Origin of the sequence: Sanguibacter suaedae (assembly GCF_016342785.1) — a bacterium.
GTDB lineage: Bacteria > Actinomycetota > Actinomycetes > Actinomycetales > Cellulomonadaceae > Sanguibacter > Sanguibacter suaedae.
Genome location: NZ_JAEINH010000004.1, coordinates 135,700 through 151,224, shown reverse-complemented (window position 1 = coordinate 151,224; position 15,525 = coordinate 135,700). Strand labels below are relative to the sequence as shown.

The window sequence follows — 15,525 nt, the reverse complement described above, 5'->3', positions numbered from 1 at the left end:
CGGTCAGCGGGCGGAGCGGAACTGCGCGGTGAGGGGGCACTGGAAGGGGTCGCGCGCGGCGAGGCCCACCCGGTTGAGGTACTCGACGACGATCCGGTAGGACTCGATGAGCGAGGTCTCGGTGTACTTGATGCCGCGCTCGGCGCAGAACTCCATGACGAGGGGGCGCACCTGGCGCAGCGCGGGGCTGGGCATGCTGGGGAAGAGGTGGTGCTCCACCTGGAAGTTCAGGCCGCCCATCCAGACGTCGATCCAGCGGCCGCCGGTGATGTTGCGGCTCATGAGGACCTGGCGGCGCAGGAAGTCGATCTTCACGTCGGGGCCGACGACGGGCATGCCCTTGTGGTTGGGGGCGAACGACGCACCCATGAGGAACCCGAACACCCCGAGCTGGACGCCGAGGAACGCGAAGCCGATACCGACGGGCATGAGCAGGAAGACGGCGACGACGAACCCGACGAGGCGGATCCCCACGAACGTGATCTCGATGCCGCGACGCTTCACGGGTCCCTTGCCGAGGATGGTCTTGATCCCGTTGGCGTGGAGGTTGAGGCCCTCGAGGAGGAGCAGGGGGAAGAACCAGTAGCCCTGGTTCGCGGCGAGCCACGCCCAGATGCCCGTCTTGGGCTTGGTGATGGTCTCCGTCTCCCACGTGAGCACGCCGTTGAGCATGTCGGGGTCCGTGCCGACGACGTTGGGCTTGGCGTGGTGGCGGGAGTGCTTGTGCAGCCACCAGCCGTAGCTCATGCCTCCGAAGAGGTTGGCGATGACGAGGCTCGCCCAGTCGTTCCACTGCCCGGACTTGAAGATCTGCCGGTGGGCGGCGTCGTGCCCGAGGAACGCGAACTGGGTGAACAGGACCCCGAGGCCGGCGGCGACGGCGAGCTGCCACCACGAGTCGCCGAGGAGCACCATCGCGGCCACGGCACCGGCGAGGAGGCCGACGAGGAGCGCGAAACGTCCCCAGTAGTAGGCGTAGCGCCGACGCATGAGGCCGGTCTCCTGGACCGTGCGCGTCAGGGCAGAGAAGTCGCTGACCTGGCGGTCACGGGGCGACATGGTCTCGGTGGTGTCGAGGACAGTTGTCATCGTCGTCCGCTCGTCGTCGGTGACGCTGGCGGGGTCCCGGCAGCTCCTCCGACGGTACGTGCGTAGCGCGGCGATGATCAGGGGGCTGTCCCCCGTATGTCCCTGAGGACGTCCGGAGACGATGACCATGGCCTCGCTGATCTATTGACTTTCGATAGATCTCCATCGACGATCGATGCATGAACAGATCGGTGCTCATCGCCCTCCGCGTCGCGCTCGTCGTCCTGCTGCTGGTCGCGCTGCTCTACCAGGTGCAGATGCCGATCATGGCGTCCGACGTCGCCCGCACCGCACCGGAGGTCGAGCACCTCGTGGTGCCGTACTCGGTGGCGGCGATCCTGGCGATCCTCTGCGCAGAGGTCGCCGGTGCGGCGGTCTGGCGCCTGCTTTCCCTCGTCGAGCGGGGAGAGGTCTTCGGTGACGCCGCGGTGCGGTGGGTCGACGTGGTCATCGCCAGCGCGGTCGGCGTCTCGGCGCTGTCCGCCGCGGTCCTCGTGCACGTGCTCGCCGTGTTGCGGACCGGCGGGCCCGGCGTCGTGCTGCTCCTCGCCGTGTGCGTGGCCGGCGGCGCGGCGCTCGCGCTGCTCATGGGGGTCATGCGGCGGTTGCTCCGCACGGCGATCGACGACCGGGCCGAGCTCGACGAGGTCATCTGATGCCTGTCGTGGTCGACCTCGACGTCATGCTCGCCCGACGGAAGATGTCCGTCGGCGAGTTCGCCGAGGCGGTGGGCATCACTCCCGCGAACGTCGCGGTCCTCAAGAACGGCCGCGCCAAGGCCGTCCGCTTCTCGACGCTCGACGCCATCTGCCGCGTCCTGCGGTGCCAGCCCGGCGACATCCTCCGCTGGGAGGAGGACCCCACCGGCTGACGCGCCCCCGCCCTACAACGCGCGAGGCCCCGACCGGCGGTGCCGGTCGGGGCCTCGGTGATGCTGTGGTGGAGCTAAGGAGATTCGAACTCCTGACCTCTTCGATGCGAACGAAGCGCGCTACCAACTGCGCCATAGCCCCTCCGCTCCTCAGACCGGAGCCTGTGAAGCGCTACCTAGGTTAGCACCACGTGACGGGTGCTCCGCACACGGACGTTACTCCCCCGCAGCCCTGCGTCGGGCGAGGACGGAGTCGAGGTTCACCCCGAGGCTGTCGGCACCCCTCGTGCGGGCCGGAGCGGCGGGAGCAGCAGGCTGAGGCTCTGCGACGTCGTCGTGGCCGACGGCCAGCTCGGCGAGGCGCGCCTGCGTCACCTGGAGGATCTCGGCGGTGAGCGGCGCCGGCTCCCAACGCTGCGCGGCCGCCTTCATCGTGTAGACAGGCCGCGGCACGGGGACGGGCTGCCACTCGTCCGGCCCGTCTGTCCCTGTCGCAGCGAGGGGCGCGTGGCCCGCGTCCTCGGGCTGCACCACGCCCGCGGAGGGGCGAGGGCCCTCGTCCTGCACGACGACCGCGTCACCCGTCCTGGCGGTGGACGACGGCTCGACGACGACCTCGCCCGCTGTCGTCGCCGGAGCGTCTGCTGCGGACGCCACGTGATCCGGGCCGCCGTGGTCGTGGTCGTCGCCACGTGTGACGTCCTCGCCGGTCCGGACGCGGGCGATGATCTGGGTGTGGGACTGCGAGCCGTGGACGGCGCGCCCCGTGACGGTCGGGCGACCGACAGCAGGCGGACGGCCGTGGAGCTGGCGGTCCGCCGCTGCGGCCCGGGCGGCACGACGCTCGAGCTCGCGCTCCTCCCACGCCGCGTCGGCCCGCTGGTTGCCCACCACCGCGCGGCGGCCGAGGACGAGGACGGTACCCAGCAGCGCGGCGGGGACGAGGACCAGCCACGCGCTGAGCACGCTCAGCGCGGCGAGCGCCCCCACGGCGACGCTGAGGACGAGGAGGACCGCCGTGAGCATCGCCCGGCGCCGTGCCGCGGCGGCGCGACGCTCGTGCAGGGCCTCGCGCACCGGCAGCGCCTGGGAGGAGGGGTGGTCTGGTCGCTCCATGTCCTGCTCTCCTTCCGTGGGGCGGCGCCGGGGCCTCACGGTCATGCCGTGAGGCGGTGTCAACAGTGGTGCTGCAGAGGTGCCCGACGACGCGCGGTCGCCGTGCGAGAGGTGGACGACAGCCTTCGTCGTCCGCTGTGGCAGACCCGCCGAGGTGACCCGCGGCCCGCCCGCCGTCGCGACGGCGAGGACCCGCAGGTTCCCGGAGAACCGGTCGTCGACCCGCGAGTCGGCCATCTGCTGTCGTTGACGCAGCCGCTGCGGGACCAGATAGGCCAACCACAGACCGACCACTGCCAGGACGACGATGCCGGCTGGTGAGTCCACACCACGACGTTAGGCGAGGCGCTCGGACCGGGAGCGCACGCCGCGCGGTGTGTCGGGGGTGCAAGTGACATCGATGTGATTCTGCCACGAGGGCCCCGGGCCGCGCCCGGGAGCAGGACCGGACCGAGCACGGAGCGTCACCGCCGGCCGACGCGCCGTCACCCCTGGTGGGCGCGTCGCCAGCGGGCCAGGAGGCCGTCGGGGACCTCCTCCGCCGTGAGCGCGAACGTCCGGTGGTCGCACCACCGGCCCTGGATGTGCAGGTACGCGACACGCACCCCCTCGTCCCGCAGACCGAGCTTCTCGACGACGCGCAGGCTCGGCGCGTTCTCCGGACGGATGTTCACCTCGATGCGGTGCAGACCGAGCTCGAAGAAGCAGTGGTCGGTGGCCATGGCCACCGCGGTGGGCACCACCCCCCGGCCGGCGACGTGCTCGCTCACCCAGTAGCCGATGCTCGCCGAGCACAACGACCCGTAGGTGATGGAGGAGACCGTGAGCTGGCCGACGAGCTCGCCGTGCAGCTCGATCGCGAAGGGCAGCGTCGACCCGTCGTTCGCGGCACGCGTGAGCGCCGCGACGTACTCCGCGAACGTCGGCGGCCTCCCGGCGCGCTGCCAGCGCGTCCTCCCCGGCCGGCGGTCGCCGCCGAGGTCCTCCGGGGTGGTCGCCTCCCACCGGTCCAACCACCTGGCGTTGCGTGCACGCAGCGCGAGCCAGTCGTCCGCGTCGGACCGGCGCAGCGGGCGCAGCGTCAGCCCGGTGACCGGGGCGCCGTCGCCGGGTTTCTCGCGGAGCGTCACCGGCCACGTCGACGACCCGGACCACCAGGGGCTCACGCCTCGAGCACCAGGCAGTGGACGCGGTCGCCGAAGCGCACCTCGGACTCGTTCTCGGGGACGACCGCCAGGGCGTTCGCCTGGGCGAGGCCCGCCACGGAGAGCTCGTCGAGGCGCGTCGGGTCGCCCACGGGGCTCACGTGGTACCCCTCGTCGGGCGACCCCACGAGGGTCGCCGGCACGAACTGCCGCACGCCCTGCGGGCTGCGCCACCCGACCGACGCGTGGGCCGCCACCGACGGGCGGTAGATCTCCGTGTAGCCCGCCATGGCCCTGAGGGCGGGCCGGACGAACACCTCGTACGAGACCTGCGCGGCCACCGGGTCGCCCGGGAGGGAGAACACGGGCACCGTGTCCCCGGGGACACCCTGCTCCCCCGGTTCCCCGAAGCCTGCACGGAGGGTGCCCAAGCCCTGGTTGCGCCCCGGGACCATCGCGAGGTGGTCGAACCGCACGGTGCCCAGCGGCGACAGGACGTCCCGCAGCGTGTCGTGCGACCCCTCGCTCAGGCCCCCGGTCGTGATGAGGAGGTCGGCGCGCACCAGCTGGTCCTCGATGGCCTCCCGGAGCGTCGAGCGGTCGTCGCTCACCGGCGCGACCTGGATGGCCACCGCTCCCGCGTCCTGAACGGCGGTCCGCAACGACGGGCCGTTCGCGTCGAAGACACCCGGGCGCAACGACCCGGGCGGGACGAGCTCGTCGCCCACCGGGACGATGACCACGCGCGGGGCGGGGTGGACGCGGATGCGGGCGTACCCCAGGCTCGCCGCCAGGGACAGCTTCCGGGCGTCGAGACGCTGACCGGCCCGCAGCGCCGTGCTGCCCGCCCGCACGTCCGCTCCCGGCAGGCGGACGTTGGAGCCTGCCGCGAACGGCGTCGTGACACGGACCCGCGCCGTCCCACGGTCGGTCGCCCACACGGGGACCACGGCGTCCGCGCCCACGGGGAGGGGCACACCCGAGCCCAGCAGGACGCTCTGCCCCGGCACCAGGCGGAAGGGCTCGTCGGCCGCCGACCACACGTCGTGGACCACCGGCAGCGACACCGGGCGGGACGGGTCCGCACCCGCGACGTCCTCGGCACGCACCGCGTACCCGTCGCACGTCGCGACCGCGCGCGCAGGGACGTCCTCGGTGACGACGACGTCCGCAGCGAGGATGCAGCCGGCAGCGTCGGTGAGGACCACGTCGAGGGCGGGCACCGGCCGAGCCACGGCCAGCACCGCCGCCAGCTGGTCCTGCACGCTCCTCATCGCAGAACTCCCTGACGTGCGGCTGAAGTCATGCAGGACAGGCTAGTGCAGATCAGCGGCGGTGAATCTCCCCCACCGGGAGGACCCGAGCCGACCTTTTCTTTGAGATACTTTGACCATGAGCGGCACACGTCAGCCCTACCCGCCCCACGGCTCCCTCGACGTCGAGGACGCGAAGAACTCCCTCCGCGGGGCCGTCCGGTCGGCGCGCGAAGGACGCAGCGAACGCAGACGCGACGAGGCGGCCCGCATGTTCGCCGACGTCGTCCTCACGATCCCCGAGGTGCGGGCCGCGCGCTGCGTAGGCCTGTACGCGGCCCGGGCGCACGAGCCCGGCACGCTGCCGCTCCTGCAGCGTCTCGACGACCTCGGCACGCGCATCCTCCTGCCCGTCCTGGGCGCCGGCCTGCAGCGCGACTGGGCCGAGTACGCGGGGCCCGACGACCTCACCCAGCGTGCGCCGGGGCGCCCGCCCGAGCCCGGGACGCCGTCCCTCGGCCCCGCGGCGCTCGAGATGGCGGACGTCGTCATCGCCCCCGCGCTGGCCGTCGACACCTCGGGCACGCGCCTGGGCCAGGGCGGCGGCTGGTACGACCGCGCCCTCGCGCACATGCGGGACGGCGTGAAGGTCGTGGCGCTCGTCTTCCCCGAGGAGGTCTACGACGCCGACGACCGCCCGCTGCCGTTCGAGGACCACGACCACCGGGTCGACGGGATCGCGACCCCGACGGAGTGGTTCTGGCTCACGGCGTGAGCGTCGCCTCGTCCGCCTGAGCGGCCGATACCGCGGCCTCCGAGTACGCCCACGGGAAGGCCTCGCCGGCCGCCCAGGCCTCGAGCTGGTCGTCGTAGTGGTCGCTCGCCGGGTGCCCCGACGTGCCCGTGACCACGACCCAGGTCGACCGGTCGAGGGACGCGAGGTCGACCACCATGCGCATGGACGGACCGGACGTCACGTTGAAGGACCCCGACGACGCGTCCCACGACGTGGCGTTGACGATGGACGACCCGCCCGGCATCTCCACTGCTCCCGGGTTGACGAACCCGTGGAGGACGCTCGGCGCACCCTCGCCGCCGAGCACGGGGTGCTCGAGCGCGAGGCGGTGGAGCTTGCCCCACTCCCACTCGTCGGCGTCGCGCCCCAGCGAGGTGGTGAGCGACGACCGCGCGCGGACGAGGGCCTGCGTGAGGATCTCGTCGCGGGTCTCGACGACGTTGACGGTGGTGCGGTCGTCCCACCACGGGCTCTCGGGTTCGTCCAGGAGGGTCCGCACGACCTCGAGCCACCTGCTGCCGCCCGTCGGGGAGGCCGCGTCGGGGAGCTCGTCGTTGAAGGTGAGGTCGAGGAGCTCGACCCACACCGCCGCGAAGTAGGCCGCAGGGGCGGAGTCGACCGCCTGCGAGTAGTCCCAGTCGACGAGGAGGTCCTGGCCGTTGCGCTCGAAGGCGTTGTCGATGTCCTGCTCGAGGAGCGTGGGGACGAGGACCTCGGCGTACGGGTTGTACGTGTCCGCCTGGAGGGCGGTCATGGTGCGGACGCTGATCTTGCGACCGCGGTCGATCTCGCTCTCGAGGAGCTCACGGATGCGCTCGGAGCGGTAGCCGTAGTCCCAGTCGGCCGCGAGGAACGGCCCGGCCCCCTGCGGTGCCACGGCCTGGTTGGCGGCCACGATGAAGCCCTCCGCCGGGTCGAGGACCGACGGCATGGCCGCGGGGTCCACCCAGCCCTGCCAGTCGTAGCGGCTGTCCCAGCCCGGGCGGGGCCAGGTCCCGTCGGAGGGCACCGGACCGGGGATCTCGGCGCGCACGGGGATGCGCCCCGGGGCCTGGTACCCGATGTGCCCGTCGGTGGTGGCGAAGACGATGTTCTGGGACGGGACCTCGAAGAGGGTGGCTGCGGCCTTGATGTCCTCGGCGGTCTTCGCGAGGTCCATCGCGAAGATCGCCTCCGCGGTCAGGCCCGGCGTGAGCGCCGTCCACCCGAGCGAGACGACGTAGTCGGACGCGGCGTCCGACGGGGGTTGGAGGGGGGTGTCCTCGGCCGCGTCGATGGGCAGGACGTCCGAGATCACGGGCCCGTGGACGGTGGACCGGACGTCGATGACGACGTCCTCGCCCCCGTTGACCTTGATGGTCTCCGTGCGGGTCTCGAACTCGACCCGGAGGCCGTCGCGCTCGTACGTGGTCTCGTCGGCACGCTCCACGAAGAAGTCGGTGACGTCGGCCCCGAGGTTCGTGATGCCCCACGCGAGCGAGTCGTTGTGGCCGATGATGACGCCCGGGAAGCCCGCGAAGGAGAAGCCGGAGACGTCGAACGGGCACCGGGTGCTCACCTCCTCGCAGTGCAGCCCCACCTGCGACCAGATGCTCGGCGCCCCGAGGGTCAGGTGCGGGTCGTTGGCGAGGAGCGGTGCACCGGTGTCGGTGAGCTCGCCCGAGACGACCCACGAGTTGGAACCGACACCCTCACCCTCGCCGACGAGCGTGGGGACCGCGTCGATCGCCTCGACCGCGGAGGAGATGGCCTGATCGAACGCGGTCTCCGTCCCGGCGTACGGGCTCGCGACGGTGGACGCTCCCGAGTCGTCGGCCGCCTCGGCCGCTGCCGCCGCCTCGGCGGCAGCCTGCGCCTCGGCCGCCTGGGCGGCGAGGACGGCGTCGAGGTTGGCGGCCCCGGCCGCGGCGTCGAGGATGGGCGGGTTGACCTCGTCGGGATACGCGGGGAAGAGGTCCTCGACGCGTTCGACGCTGCCCACGCTCGCGAACGCCTGGGCGCGGCCGAGCTCCGCGTCGTAGTTGCCGCGCAGGTCCCACGCCATCGCCTTGAGCCAGGTGAGCGAGTCGATGGGGTCCCAGCGCTCGGGCGACCCGACCTCCACCTGCATCCCGAGGACGGTGTACTCGACCGCGACCGAGCCCGTCGCCCGGCCGTCGAGGTACGCGTTGACACCGTTGGCGTAGGCGGTGAGGTAGGCGCGCGTCTGCGGGTCGAGGATCTTCCACTCCTCCTCCGCGACCTTGCGCCAGCCGAACGTCCGGATGACCTTGTCGGCCGCGATCGCGTCGGGGTTGTCACCCACCAGCTCGGCCAGACGGCCGGACGTCACGTGGCGCCGGTAGTCCATCTCGAAGAAGCGGTCCTGCGCCTGGACGTACCCCTGCGCCGTGAAGAGGTCCGTGGCGCTCTCGGCGTAGATGTCCGGGACGCCCTGCTCGTTACGGACCACGCGGACCGGCGCCTCGAGCGACGGGACGGAGAGCTCACCGCCCGTAGGAGGCAGCGGCTGGCGCGCGACGACGACCACCGCGACGACGGCGGCCAGGAGGGCGAGGACGACGACGACCGCGACCCCGACGAGGGCGCGGCGGGCGATGACATGGCGACGGGACACGGTGCGAGACTACTTGCTCGTGCGCCCGGCCGTGATCGAGGGGTCGGCCCTCGCGTATGATTAGCACTCCGAACTCGCGAGTGCCAGATCGCTCGCCCCGCCCCAGCACGTCCCCGAGGAGATCCCGTGCCCACCTACGCGTACACCTGCACCGCGTGCGGCCACAGCTTCGACATCCACCAGTCGTTCGCGGACGACGCGCTCACCGTGTGCCCCGAGTGCGAGGGCCGCCTGCGCAAGGTCTTCTCCCCCGTCGGTGTCGTCTTCAAGGGCTCGGGCTTCTACCGCACGGACAACTCGTCGAAGACCCGGAGCACCTCGTCCGGGTCCTCCTCCGAGGGCTCCAAGGACTCGGGCTCGAAGGAGTCCTCCTCGAAGGACGCCGGCCCCAAGGACTCGGGCGCCTCGTCCGGGAGCAGCGGATCCGCGTCCAAGGACTCGGGCACCTCGTCAGGTTCGGGCTCCTCGTCGAGCGGTTCGTCGACCTCGTCGACCACGTCGTCCTCCTCGAGCGCCCCGGCCACCGCGGGCTGACCGCCCGCGCTCGCCCACAGGGCGCTGAGCCGCACCCCTGATCCACAGGGAGCCGCCGCCTCGACCGTGTGCCGGGGAGCGGACTCGTAGCGTCCGGGCATGTCCTCCCTCGCGCTCCCGCTCGTCCCGACCGGCCCTCTGCCACCGCTGCGCGGTCCCCGCGTGCGCCGCAGGTGGCGGTCGGCGGTATGGCGGTCACGGTTCCTCATGGCCGCCCTCCTGTGGGGAACGGCCGCGGCCGCGGCGGTCGCGGCCCTGCGCCCACCGGCCGCCGACCTCCACGACGTCCTCGTCGTCGACCGCGAGCTCACCGCCGGGTCGGTCGTCCGCCCGTCCGACGTCCGCACCGTGCGCGTTCCCGTCGACCTCGTCGCCGACGACGCCCTGAGCATGGCGGACCTCACCGGTCCCGACAGCGCAGCAGCTCCCGGGGCCGGGAGCACGCTGTCGTGGACGCTCGCCGTCGACGTCGCCCCCGGCACCGTCCTCGGCTCGTCGCTCCTCGTCCCCCCCGATCTCGTCGCCCCTCCGGGGCGCGTGATCGCCGCAGTCCGCCTCGCCGACCCGGCGCTCGTGGGGATGCTCACGCCGGGGACACGGGTGGACCTCCTCGCACCTCCCGAGCCCGCCTCGGACCTCGTTGCCCTCTCCCCCGACCCTGTCCCCGTGCCGGGGGACGGCGCGGGGCACGCCACGCCGGCGGTGCACCTCGCGCGCGGTGCCCTCGTGGTCCCGACACCGAGCGCACCGTCGCCGGAGAGCACCGGTGGGCTGGACCTCGGTGGAGACACCGCCGTCCCGGAGACGATCCTCCTCGTCGCGGTCACGGCCGAGGAGGCGTCCTACCTGGCGGCCGCCGTGGGAAAGGGTGCGTTGAGCGCGGTCGTCGTGGGATGATCGGCCGCGCTCGACGCCCGTTCCGTCCGGATCGCCGCACGGCGCCCCCCTCCGCCCCGGCTCGGGCCACCTTCCGAAAGGACCCCCTGTGAAGAACGTGCTCAACGGTTTCAAGGAGTTCATCACCCGCGGCAACGTCATCGACCTCGCGGTCGGGATCGTCATCGGTGCCGCCTTCGCGGCCGTCATCGACAGCCTCGTCCACGGTTTCATCAACCCGCTCATCGCGATGCTCTTCAGCAAGCCCAACCTCGCGAGCACCATGTCCTTCGAGATCAACAACGCCCAGTTCAGCTTCGGTCTGATCCTCGGCGAGCTCATCAACTTCCTGGCGATCGCCGCAGCGGTCTACTTCTTCGTGGTGCTGCCGATCAACCACCTGCAGCGCCTGCGCAAGCGCGGCGAGGTCGCAGAGCCCCAGGCGCCCGCCGAGGACGTCATCCTCCTCCAGGAGATCCGCGACCTCCTCGCGGCCCAGAGCGGTCGCGGGCCCGGCCAGACCACGACCCCGAAGGCGCCGCCGGCACCGCCGACCGGCTACTGACCCAGCCTCACCAGTGGGGCGGGACGTCGCGCACGAGCCTCTCGTCGTTGTCGTCCCGCCCTTCTGCCGAGGGCTCCGACCACCCCGAGGGACGTTCGTCGCTGCTCACGCCCGGCACCGCTCCCTGCTCGGTGCCCTGGCGGACCGCACGACGGTGACCGCGGCGTCGGGAGACACCAGGGGGTCGCTCGTCACCAGCGTCCGCGACGTCCATGCCGCCCACTAGCCGAGCAGCCGGCTGACCGCGCTCGCCAGCGCGGTGTCCACGCGCTGGGAGCGTCGGCGGATCCCCAGCTCGTCACGCATGGCGGCGGCCAGCTGGTCCGGGGTGCGGCGCACCCCGTCGGACGCGATCCAGGCGGCGAGGTCGTCGAGCTCGTCGTCCCCGTACGCGGCGATGGGGAGGCCGATCTCGACGTCGGGCCGCGCGGTGCGCGCCAGCGGCGACGGCAGCGCGGCCGAGCCTGCTCCGTCCGCCTCACCCGTCGGCCCGTCGGTGTCGCCGTCGGGCCGGACCTGCCCGGTCGGCGTGGACGGCACACCGGGCAGCACAGGCGCGGACGGGTCGACCAGGTCGTCCCCCGTGAGGTCGGTGTCGTCGACCACGGGCCCTGCGGCGAGCCCGATCACGGGAAGCGCACCCGTGACAGGCTGGCGTGCGGCGCGGCGGCGCGCCTCGATCTCGAAGACGGCCTCCCGGACCCGGTTGGCCTGGCGCTCGGGGTCGAGGAACAGCGAGACCGACCACACCTGGACCACGTGCCACCCGAGGCGTTCGAGGCGCTCGGCACGCTGCCGGTCGCGGACGCGGACGCTGCGCTCGGCCGTGTAGGCGTCGTCGTCCGTGAGGACCGCGACGAGGAGCTCACCGGGAAGGTCGGGGTGGCCCACGACGAGGGGGATCTGCTCCCCGCCCGGGGCGCCGTGCTGCGTCTCGACGGTGAGCCCGGTCCGCCAGAGGCGTTCCGCGAGGTCGATGACGAGCCGGTCCGGGTGGGGCTGGCTCGCGGTCTCCGTGTCCTCGGGGACGGTCGTCGTGGTGCGGCGGTGCTCGGCGAACTCCAGGAGGGACCCCAGGAGCTGCGCGCCCGCGCCGCGCAGCCGGTCGGGGTCGAGGTCCGCGCTGCCGAAGCAGCTCACGACGGACAGGCGACGACGGGACGCACCGATCGCGTTGAGCAGGAGCGCGTCGCCGGTGGGGCCGGAGATGTCCCCGAAGCGGTGCAGGACGCGCCCGTGGGGGGTGCGGCCGAAGCCCACGGAGAAGATCACCGCGTCCCGGGACAGTCCTGCGACGCCCATGAGGTCGGCGACGACCACGGGCTCCCGGCGCCGGGGGTCGAAGAAGGTCGCGAGTCCGGCGTTCTGGCGGACCTGCGCGAGGACGGCCTCGCGGATGCGGTCGGCGTGGACGCGTGACCCGGCGATGATCGCGAGGGACTCCTCGGGGTGGTCGAGGGCGTGGTTGATGGCGAGGTCCACCACGCGGTCGACCTCGGTCTGGGTGGACTCCACGGCACCGGACGCGGAGTCCGGCATGCCGGCGCCGTCCACGGCGTCGAACGTCACGAGCTGCTCGGTGGAGGGCAGCGGCATGGGGTGCAGGACGCCCTCGTAGCCGTGCTCGGCGAGGAAGGCGGTGAGCTGCGGGTCGCGGCGTGACGCGTCGCCGGCGAGCGCGACGGTCGGCAGGAGCTCGGCCAGCTGGCGCACGGCCTCCCCCGAGGCGCAGCGGGGGTCGCCGACGACGACCACCTGGCGGCCGCGGGCGATCGCGGAGATCACGGACTCGACGGGCAGGTGCTGGACGGCGTCGAGGATGACGAGGTCCACGGTGCGGTGCGCGGGCAGCAGGTGCGGGACGAGGGTGGGGGTGGCGACGAGGCAGGGGCGGAGCTTGCGGAGCACGTCGCCGTAGTCGTCCATGGCGGTCCGGACGCTCGCGAGCTGCTCGTCGACGAGGAGCGCGAAGAGGCCCTCGGCCTGCTCGCGGTTGTCGCGGAGCGCGCCGTGGAGCTGCTGGATCGCGGCGGCGCGGACGGGGGTGGCGAGGGACCGGACGTGCGCGGTGTCGAGCTGGCGGAAGCGGTCGGCGAGGGCCGCGATGCTCGAGCCGTCGACCTCGACGAGGTAGGGGTCGGCGGCGAGGATCTGCTCGAACACGGAGCTCCACCACGCGAGGTCGAGCTCGGCCTCGACGAGCGCACCGTCGACGCGTCGCCGGGAGAGGTCGTCGAGGAGCTCCCCGAGGCCCAGGCCTGCGAGCTCGCGGACGACGACCGTGCGCTCGGGGAGGGTGTCGAGCGCGGCGCGGTCGTCGAGGAGGCGCTGGAGCCGCTCGGCGAGGTCACCGAGGGGCAGGTCGGCGAGGCCGGCACCGCCGGGGGTGGTGGCGAGCACGGCGTCGAGGGCGAGGAGGTCGGTGACGGCCGAGTCGTGGGTCGCCTCGATGGTGGCGAGTCCCTCGGGCAGGCGCGGCCAGCCGCCGCCGGGGCAGTGGGCGGCCCACGCCTCGCGCTGCCGCTGCACCTGGAGGAGCGCGGCGTGGAGGTCGGGGACGCGCGTGCCGGGGCGGATCATGTCCTTGGCGCGCTTGACGAGGCGACGGCGGTGGAGGCCGCTCATCTCGACGCCGTTCTCGGTCCGCCACTGCCGGGTGGCGGTGGCGGCGACGAGGTCGTCGGCGGTGCGCTCGAAGACGAGGGGCTGGAAGACGTCGAGGGTGGAGCGCATGCCGCCGAGCATCTTCAGCTGCTCGCCCCACTCGGTGACGGTGCGCGGGGTCACGAGGCCGGTGTCGTCGACGACGGTCTCGATGTGCTGGCGCAGGTCGACGAGGGTGGTGCCCAGGAGGCGCTCGATGCGCTCGACGGTGGAGGTTGCGAGGTCCTGCGTCGCGATGCTCGCGCCGTACCACGGGGTCGACGCGGGGCGGAGCGTGAAGGCATCGAGCTCGGCGGCGCGCACGAGCTTCTCGCCGGCGTCCGGCCGGACCGCGCCGACGCGGGCGACGGTGGGCGCGTCGAGGCGCACGGTGGTCCCGGGGGCCGGGCGGCCCGCGGTGAGGCGGGCGAGGGCCTGGAGGGCGTCGTAGGCGGAGATGCCCCAGGGTTCGCGCTGCTGGTGGAGGCCGTCGATCATGCGGGTGAGGCGCGTGCGGGTCTCCACGAGCTGGAGGCGCAGGTCGACGAGCGCGGCAGCGTCCACCTGGGGTGCCTCGAGGGTCATGGCCCCGAGGAGACGGCGCGAGACGGCGGTGCGCCAGCTGGGGTGCGGTGTGACGTCGAGGACGAGGTCGTCGAGCCCGAGCTCGGCGAGGCGCAGCCCGAGGGCGTCGGCGGCGCGGCGGTGCCCGGGGACGTAGAGGACGCTGCGGCCGATGGCTGCGGCCTCGGCGACGACGGCGGCGACGGCCCCGGTGGAGTCGGCGCCGACGGGGGCGTCGATGAAGAGGTGGCTGCCGGTGGCGAGGGCGTCGAGGACGTTGCGCCCGGAGGGGTCGAGATCGCCGACGCCGCGCTCCATGTTGGGCTCGGCGTCGCCGGGCCGCGGCGCCGGCAGCGGGTGGGCGAGGGTCTCGGCGGCGGGGACGTCCCCGGCGAGGGCGGCGACGATCTCGTGACGTTCGAGGCCTGCGGAGAGGTCGTCGAGGTCGTCGACGAGCATCTGCCCGGGGTGCACGAAGGTCCCGACGAGGAGCTTGTCGGCGAGCGCGAAGTCGTTGAGGACGGCGGTGCCGAGGGCGTTGATGCGGTCGAGCGCGGTGGAGGGGTCGAACCCGGACCCGGTGAAGGCGCCGCGGGCGAGGGCCCCGGGGTCGAGGAGGGCGCCCCGGGAGCGCAGGGCGCGGGAGAGGACGGGGTTGATCTCGGCGCTGGGTTCGAGGGTGAGCTCGAAGTCGGTCTCGCCGCCGCCGCGGGCGTGGATGGTGATAGGACGCAGGAGGACGGGTGCGCGGACGGTGCGGCCGCGGCGACGGGCGTCGGCGATGGCGGTGTCGTCGTAGACGCTGTCGTGGGCGAGGCTGCGGCTGCCGGTGGCGCGGGCGAGGGCGGCGACGTCGTCGTTGGTGTCGTCGTCGCCGTACTCGGTCCATGTGGCGACGCCGATGGCGAGGTACGTGGGCGCGATGCCGTAGCGCTCGGCCTGCTCCTGGGAGCGCTGGGCGACGGCCCGGGCGCGGCGTCGGGCGACGGGCAGGGAGCCGCCCTCGCGGAACACGTTGGCGAGGCGGGTGCTGCGCCCGGCGAAGAGCTGGGCGATGCCGGAGGGGTGCGCGGCGGTGAGGTCGAGGACGGCGTCGCCGAGGAGGGAGATGTCGGCGAGGGTGGACCCACCGGCGAGGGAGACGAGGGTGGCGCGCCACCGGTCGACGGCTGCGGCGACGAGGTCGCCGGTGCTGGGGGCGCGGACGACGGTGGGCACCGCGACGGGCGTGCTCGGGTGGTCGTGCTCCTCGACGGGCGTCGCCGCGTGTGCGTCGTTCATGTCGGCGTGTCCCTCCGTGGACTGCGGTGTGCCGGCGGGCGTGCTCGTCGGGTCGTCCGGCGTGGCACTCCGCGTGCCCGCCGCCTTGGTGCGATCGGGAACAGTCACCCTGGAACGCTAACGGGAACGTCGTGGAATGGCCTCGTGGCGCGCCGTGCGCGGAGCGGGTGAGGTG

12 protein-coding genes and 1 tRNA gene are annotated in these 15,525 nt (G+C 73.2%); 6 read left to right on the top strand and 7 right to left on the bottom strand.

The features are described 5' to 3' along the window. Positions 1-3: 3 nt before the first annotated feature. A complete protein-coding gene (locus JAV76_RS06460; RefSeq protein ID WP_198733209.1) occupies positions 4-1,089 on the bottom strand; it encodes a fatty acid desaturase family protein in 1,086 nt (361 codons plus the stop codon). Positions 1,090-1,268: 179 nt separating this feature from the next. On the opposite strand from JAV76_RS06460, the gene JAV76_RS06455 reads away from it, so the two are divergent. Next, complete coding sequence (locus tag JAV76_RS06455) at positions 1,269-1,745, top strand: DUF2975 domain-containing protein (protein ID WP_198733208.1); 477 nt, start codon at positions 1,269-1,271, stop codon at positions 1,743-1,745. Continuing rightward, a complete protein-coding gene (locus JAV76_RS06450) occupies positions 1,745-1,960 on the top strand; it encodes a helix-turn-helix domain-containing protein (protein ID WP_198733207.1) in 216 nt (71 codons plus the stop codon). The genes JAV76_RS06455 and JAV76_RS06450 overlap by 1 nt, the downstream gene beginning before the upstream one ends. 66 nt (positions 1,961-2,026) lie before the next feature. On the opposite strand, the gene JAV76_RS06445 is transcribed toward JAV76_RS06450, so the two are convergent. From JAV76_RS06445 to JAV76_RS06430, 4 genes are all read right to left on the bottom strand, one after another. Next, positions 2,027-2,102 (bottom strand) — tRNA-Ala (locus JAV76_RS06445). Between the two features lie 74 nt (positions 2,103-2,176). After that, positions 2,177-3,403, bottom strand: coding sequence for a hypothetical protein (locus JAV76_RS06440; RefSeq protein ID WP_198733206.1), 1,227 nt, complete (start codon positions 3,401-3,403; stop codon positions 2,177-2,179). Positions 3,404-3,561: 158 nt separating this feature from the next. Next, a complete protein-coding gene (locus JAV76_RS06435; RefSeq protein WP_372403246.1) occupies positions 3,562-4,242 on the bottom strand; it encodes a GNAT family N-acetyltransferase in 681 nt (226 codons plus the stop codon). Beyond that, positions 4,239-5,495, bottom strand: coding sequence for a molybdopterin molybdotransferase MoeA (locus JAV76_RS06430; protein ID WP_198733205.1), 1,257 nt, complete (start codon positions 5,493-5,495; stop codon positions 4,239-4,241). Before JAV76_RS06430 ends, JAV76_RS06435 begins: the two co-directional genes overlap by 4 nt. Before the next feature lie 118 nt (positions 5,496-5,613). Here JAV76_RS06430 and JAV76_RS06425 point away from each other — a divergent pair, with 118 nt between their 5' ends. Further along, complete coding sequence (locus JAV76_RS06425; protein WP_198733204.1) at positions 5,614-6,249, top strand: 5-formyltetrahydrofolate cyclo-ligase; 636 nt, start codon at positions 5,614-5,616, stop codon at positions 6,247-6,249. Here JAV76_RS06425 and JAV76_RS06420 read toward each other — a convergent pair. Beyond that, the gene (locus tag JAV76_RS06420; RefSeq protein WP_198733203.1) at positions 6,239-8,887 is read right to left on the bottom strand and encodes a penicillin acylase family protein; all 2,649 of its coding nucleotides are present in this window, start codon (positions 8,885-8,887) and stop codon (positions 6,239-6,241) included. The two genes, JAV76_RS06425 and JAV76_RS06420, sit on opposite strands and share 11 nt — an antisense overlap. A 126-nt stretch (positions 8,888-9,013) precedes the next feature. Between JAV76_RS06420 and JAV76_RS06415 the strand changes: the two genes are divergently transcribed. The 3 genes from JAV76_RS06415 to mscL all read left to right on the top strand — a co-directional run bounded on the left by JAV76_RS06415 (position 9,014) and on the right by mscL (position 10,862). Continuing rightward, positions 9,014-9,421 carry an FmdB family zinc ribbon protein gene (locus JAV76_RS06415; RefSeq protein ID WP_198733202.1) on the top strand — a complete coding sequence of 136 codons (408 nt, stop codon included), beginning with the start codon at positions 9,014-9,016 and terminating at the stop codon, positions 9,419-9,421. Between the two features lie 99 nt (positions 9,422-9,520). After that, positions 9,521-10,318 (top strand): SAF domain-containing protein, encoded by a 798-nt coding sequence (locus JAV76_RS06410; RefSeq protein WP_198733201.1) that lies wholly within the window; start codon positions 9,521-9,523, stop codon positions 10,316-10,318. Between the two features lie 88 nt (positions 10,319-10,406). Continuing rightward, complete coding sequence (gene mscL / locus JAV76_RS06405) at positions 10,407-10,862, top strand: large conductance mechanosensitive channel protein MscL (RefSeq protein ID WP_307844037.1); 456 nt, start codon at positions 10,407-10,409, stop codon at positions 10,860-10,862. A gap of 222 nt (positions 10,863-11,084) precedes the next feature. On the opposite strand, the gene JAV76_RS06395 is transcribed toward mscL, so the two are convergent. Beyond that, positions 11,085-15,458 carry a PDDEXK-like endonuclease domain-containing protein gene (locus JAV76_RS06395; RefSeq protein ID WP_307844036.1) on the bottom strand — a complete coding sequence of 1,458 codons (4,374 nt, stop codon included), beginning with the start codon at positions 15,456-15,458 and terminating at the stop codon, positions 11,085-11,087. Positions 15,459-15,525: the final 67 nt, after the last annotated feature.

Excerpts from the sequence above, each read along its gene's own strand:
- JAV76_RS06460 (WP_198733209.1), bottom strand. The coding sequence starts at position 1,089 with ATGACAACTGTCCTCGACACCACCGAGACCATGTCGCCCCGTGACCGC.
- JAV76_RS06410 (WP_198733201.1), top strand. The coding sequence starts at position 9,521 with ATGTCCTCCCTCGCGCTCCCGCTCGTCCCGACCGGCCCTCTGCCACCG.
- JAV76_RS06430 (WP_198733205.1), bottom strand. The coding sequence starts at position 5,495 with ATGAGGAGCGTGCAGGACCAGCTGGCGGCGGTGCTGGCCGTGGCTCGG.
- JAV76_RS06450 (WP_198733207.1), top strand. The coding sequence starts at position 1,745 with ATGCCTGTCGTGGTCGACCTCGACGTCATGCTCGCCCGACGGAAGATG.
- JAV76_RS06455 (WP_198733208.1), top strand. The coding sequence starts at position 1,269 with ATGAACAGATCGGTGCTCATCGCCCTCCGCGTCGCGCTCGTCGTCCTG.
- JAV76_RS06425 (WP_198733204.1), top strand. The coding sequence starts at position 5,614 with ATGAGCGGCACACGTCAGCCCTACCCGCCCCACGGCTCCCTCGACGTC.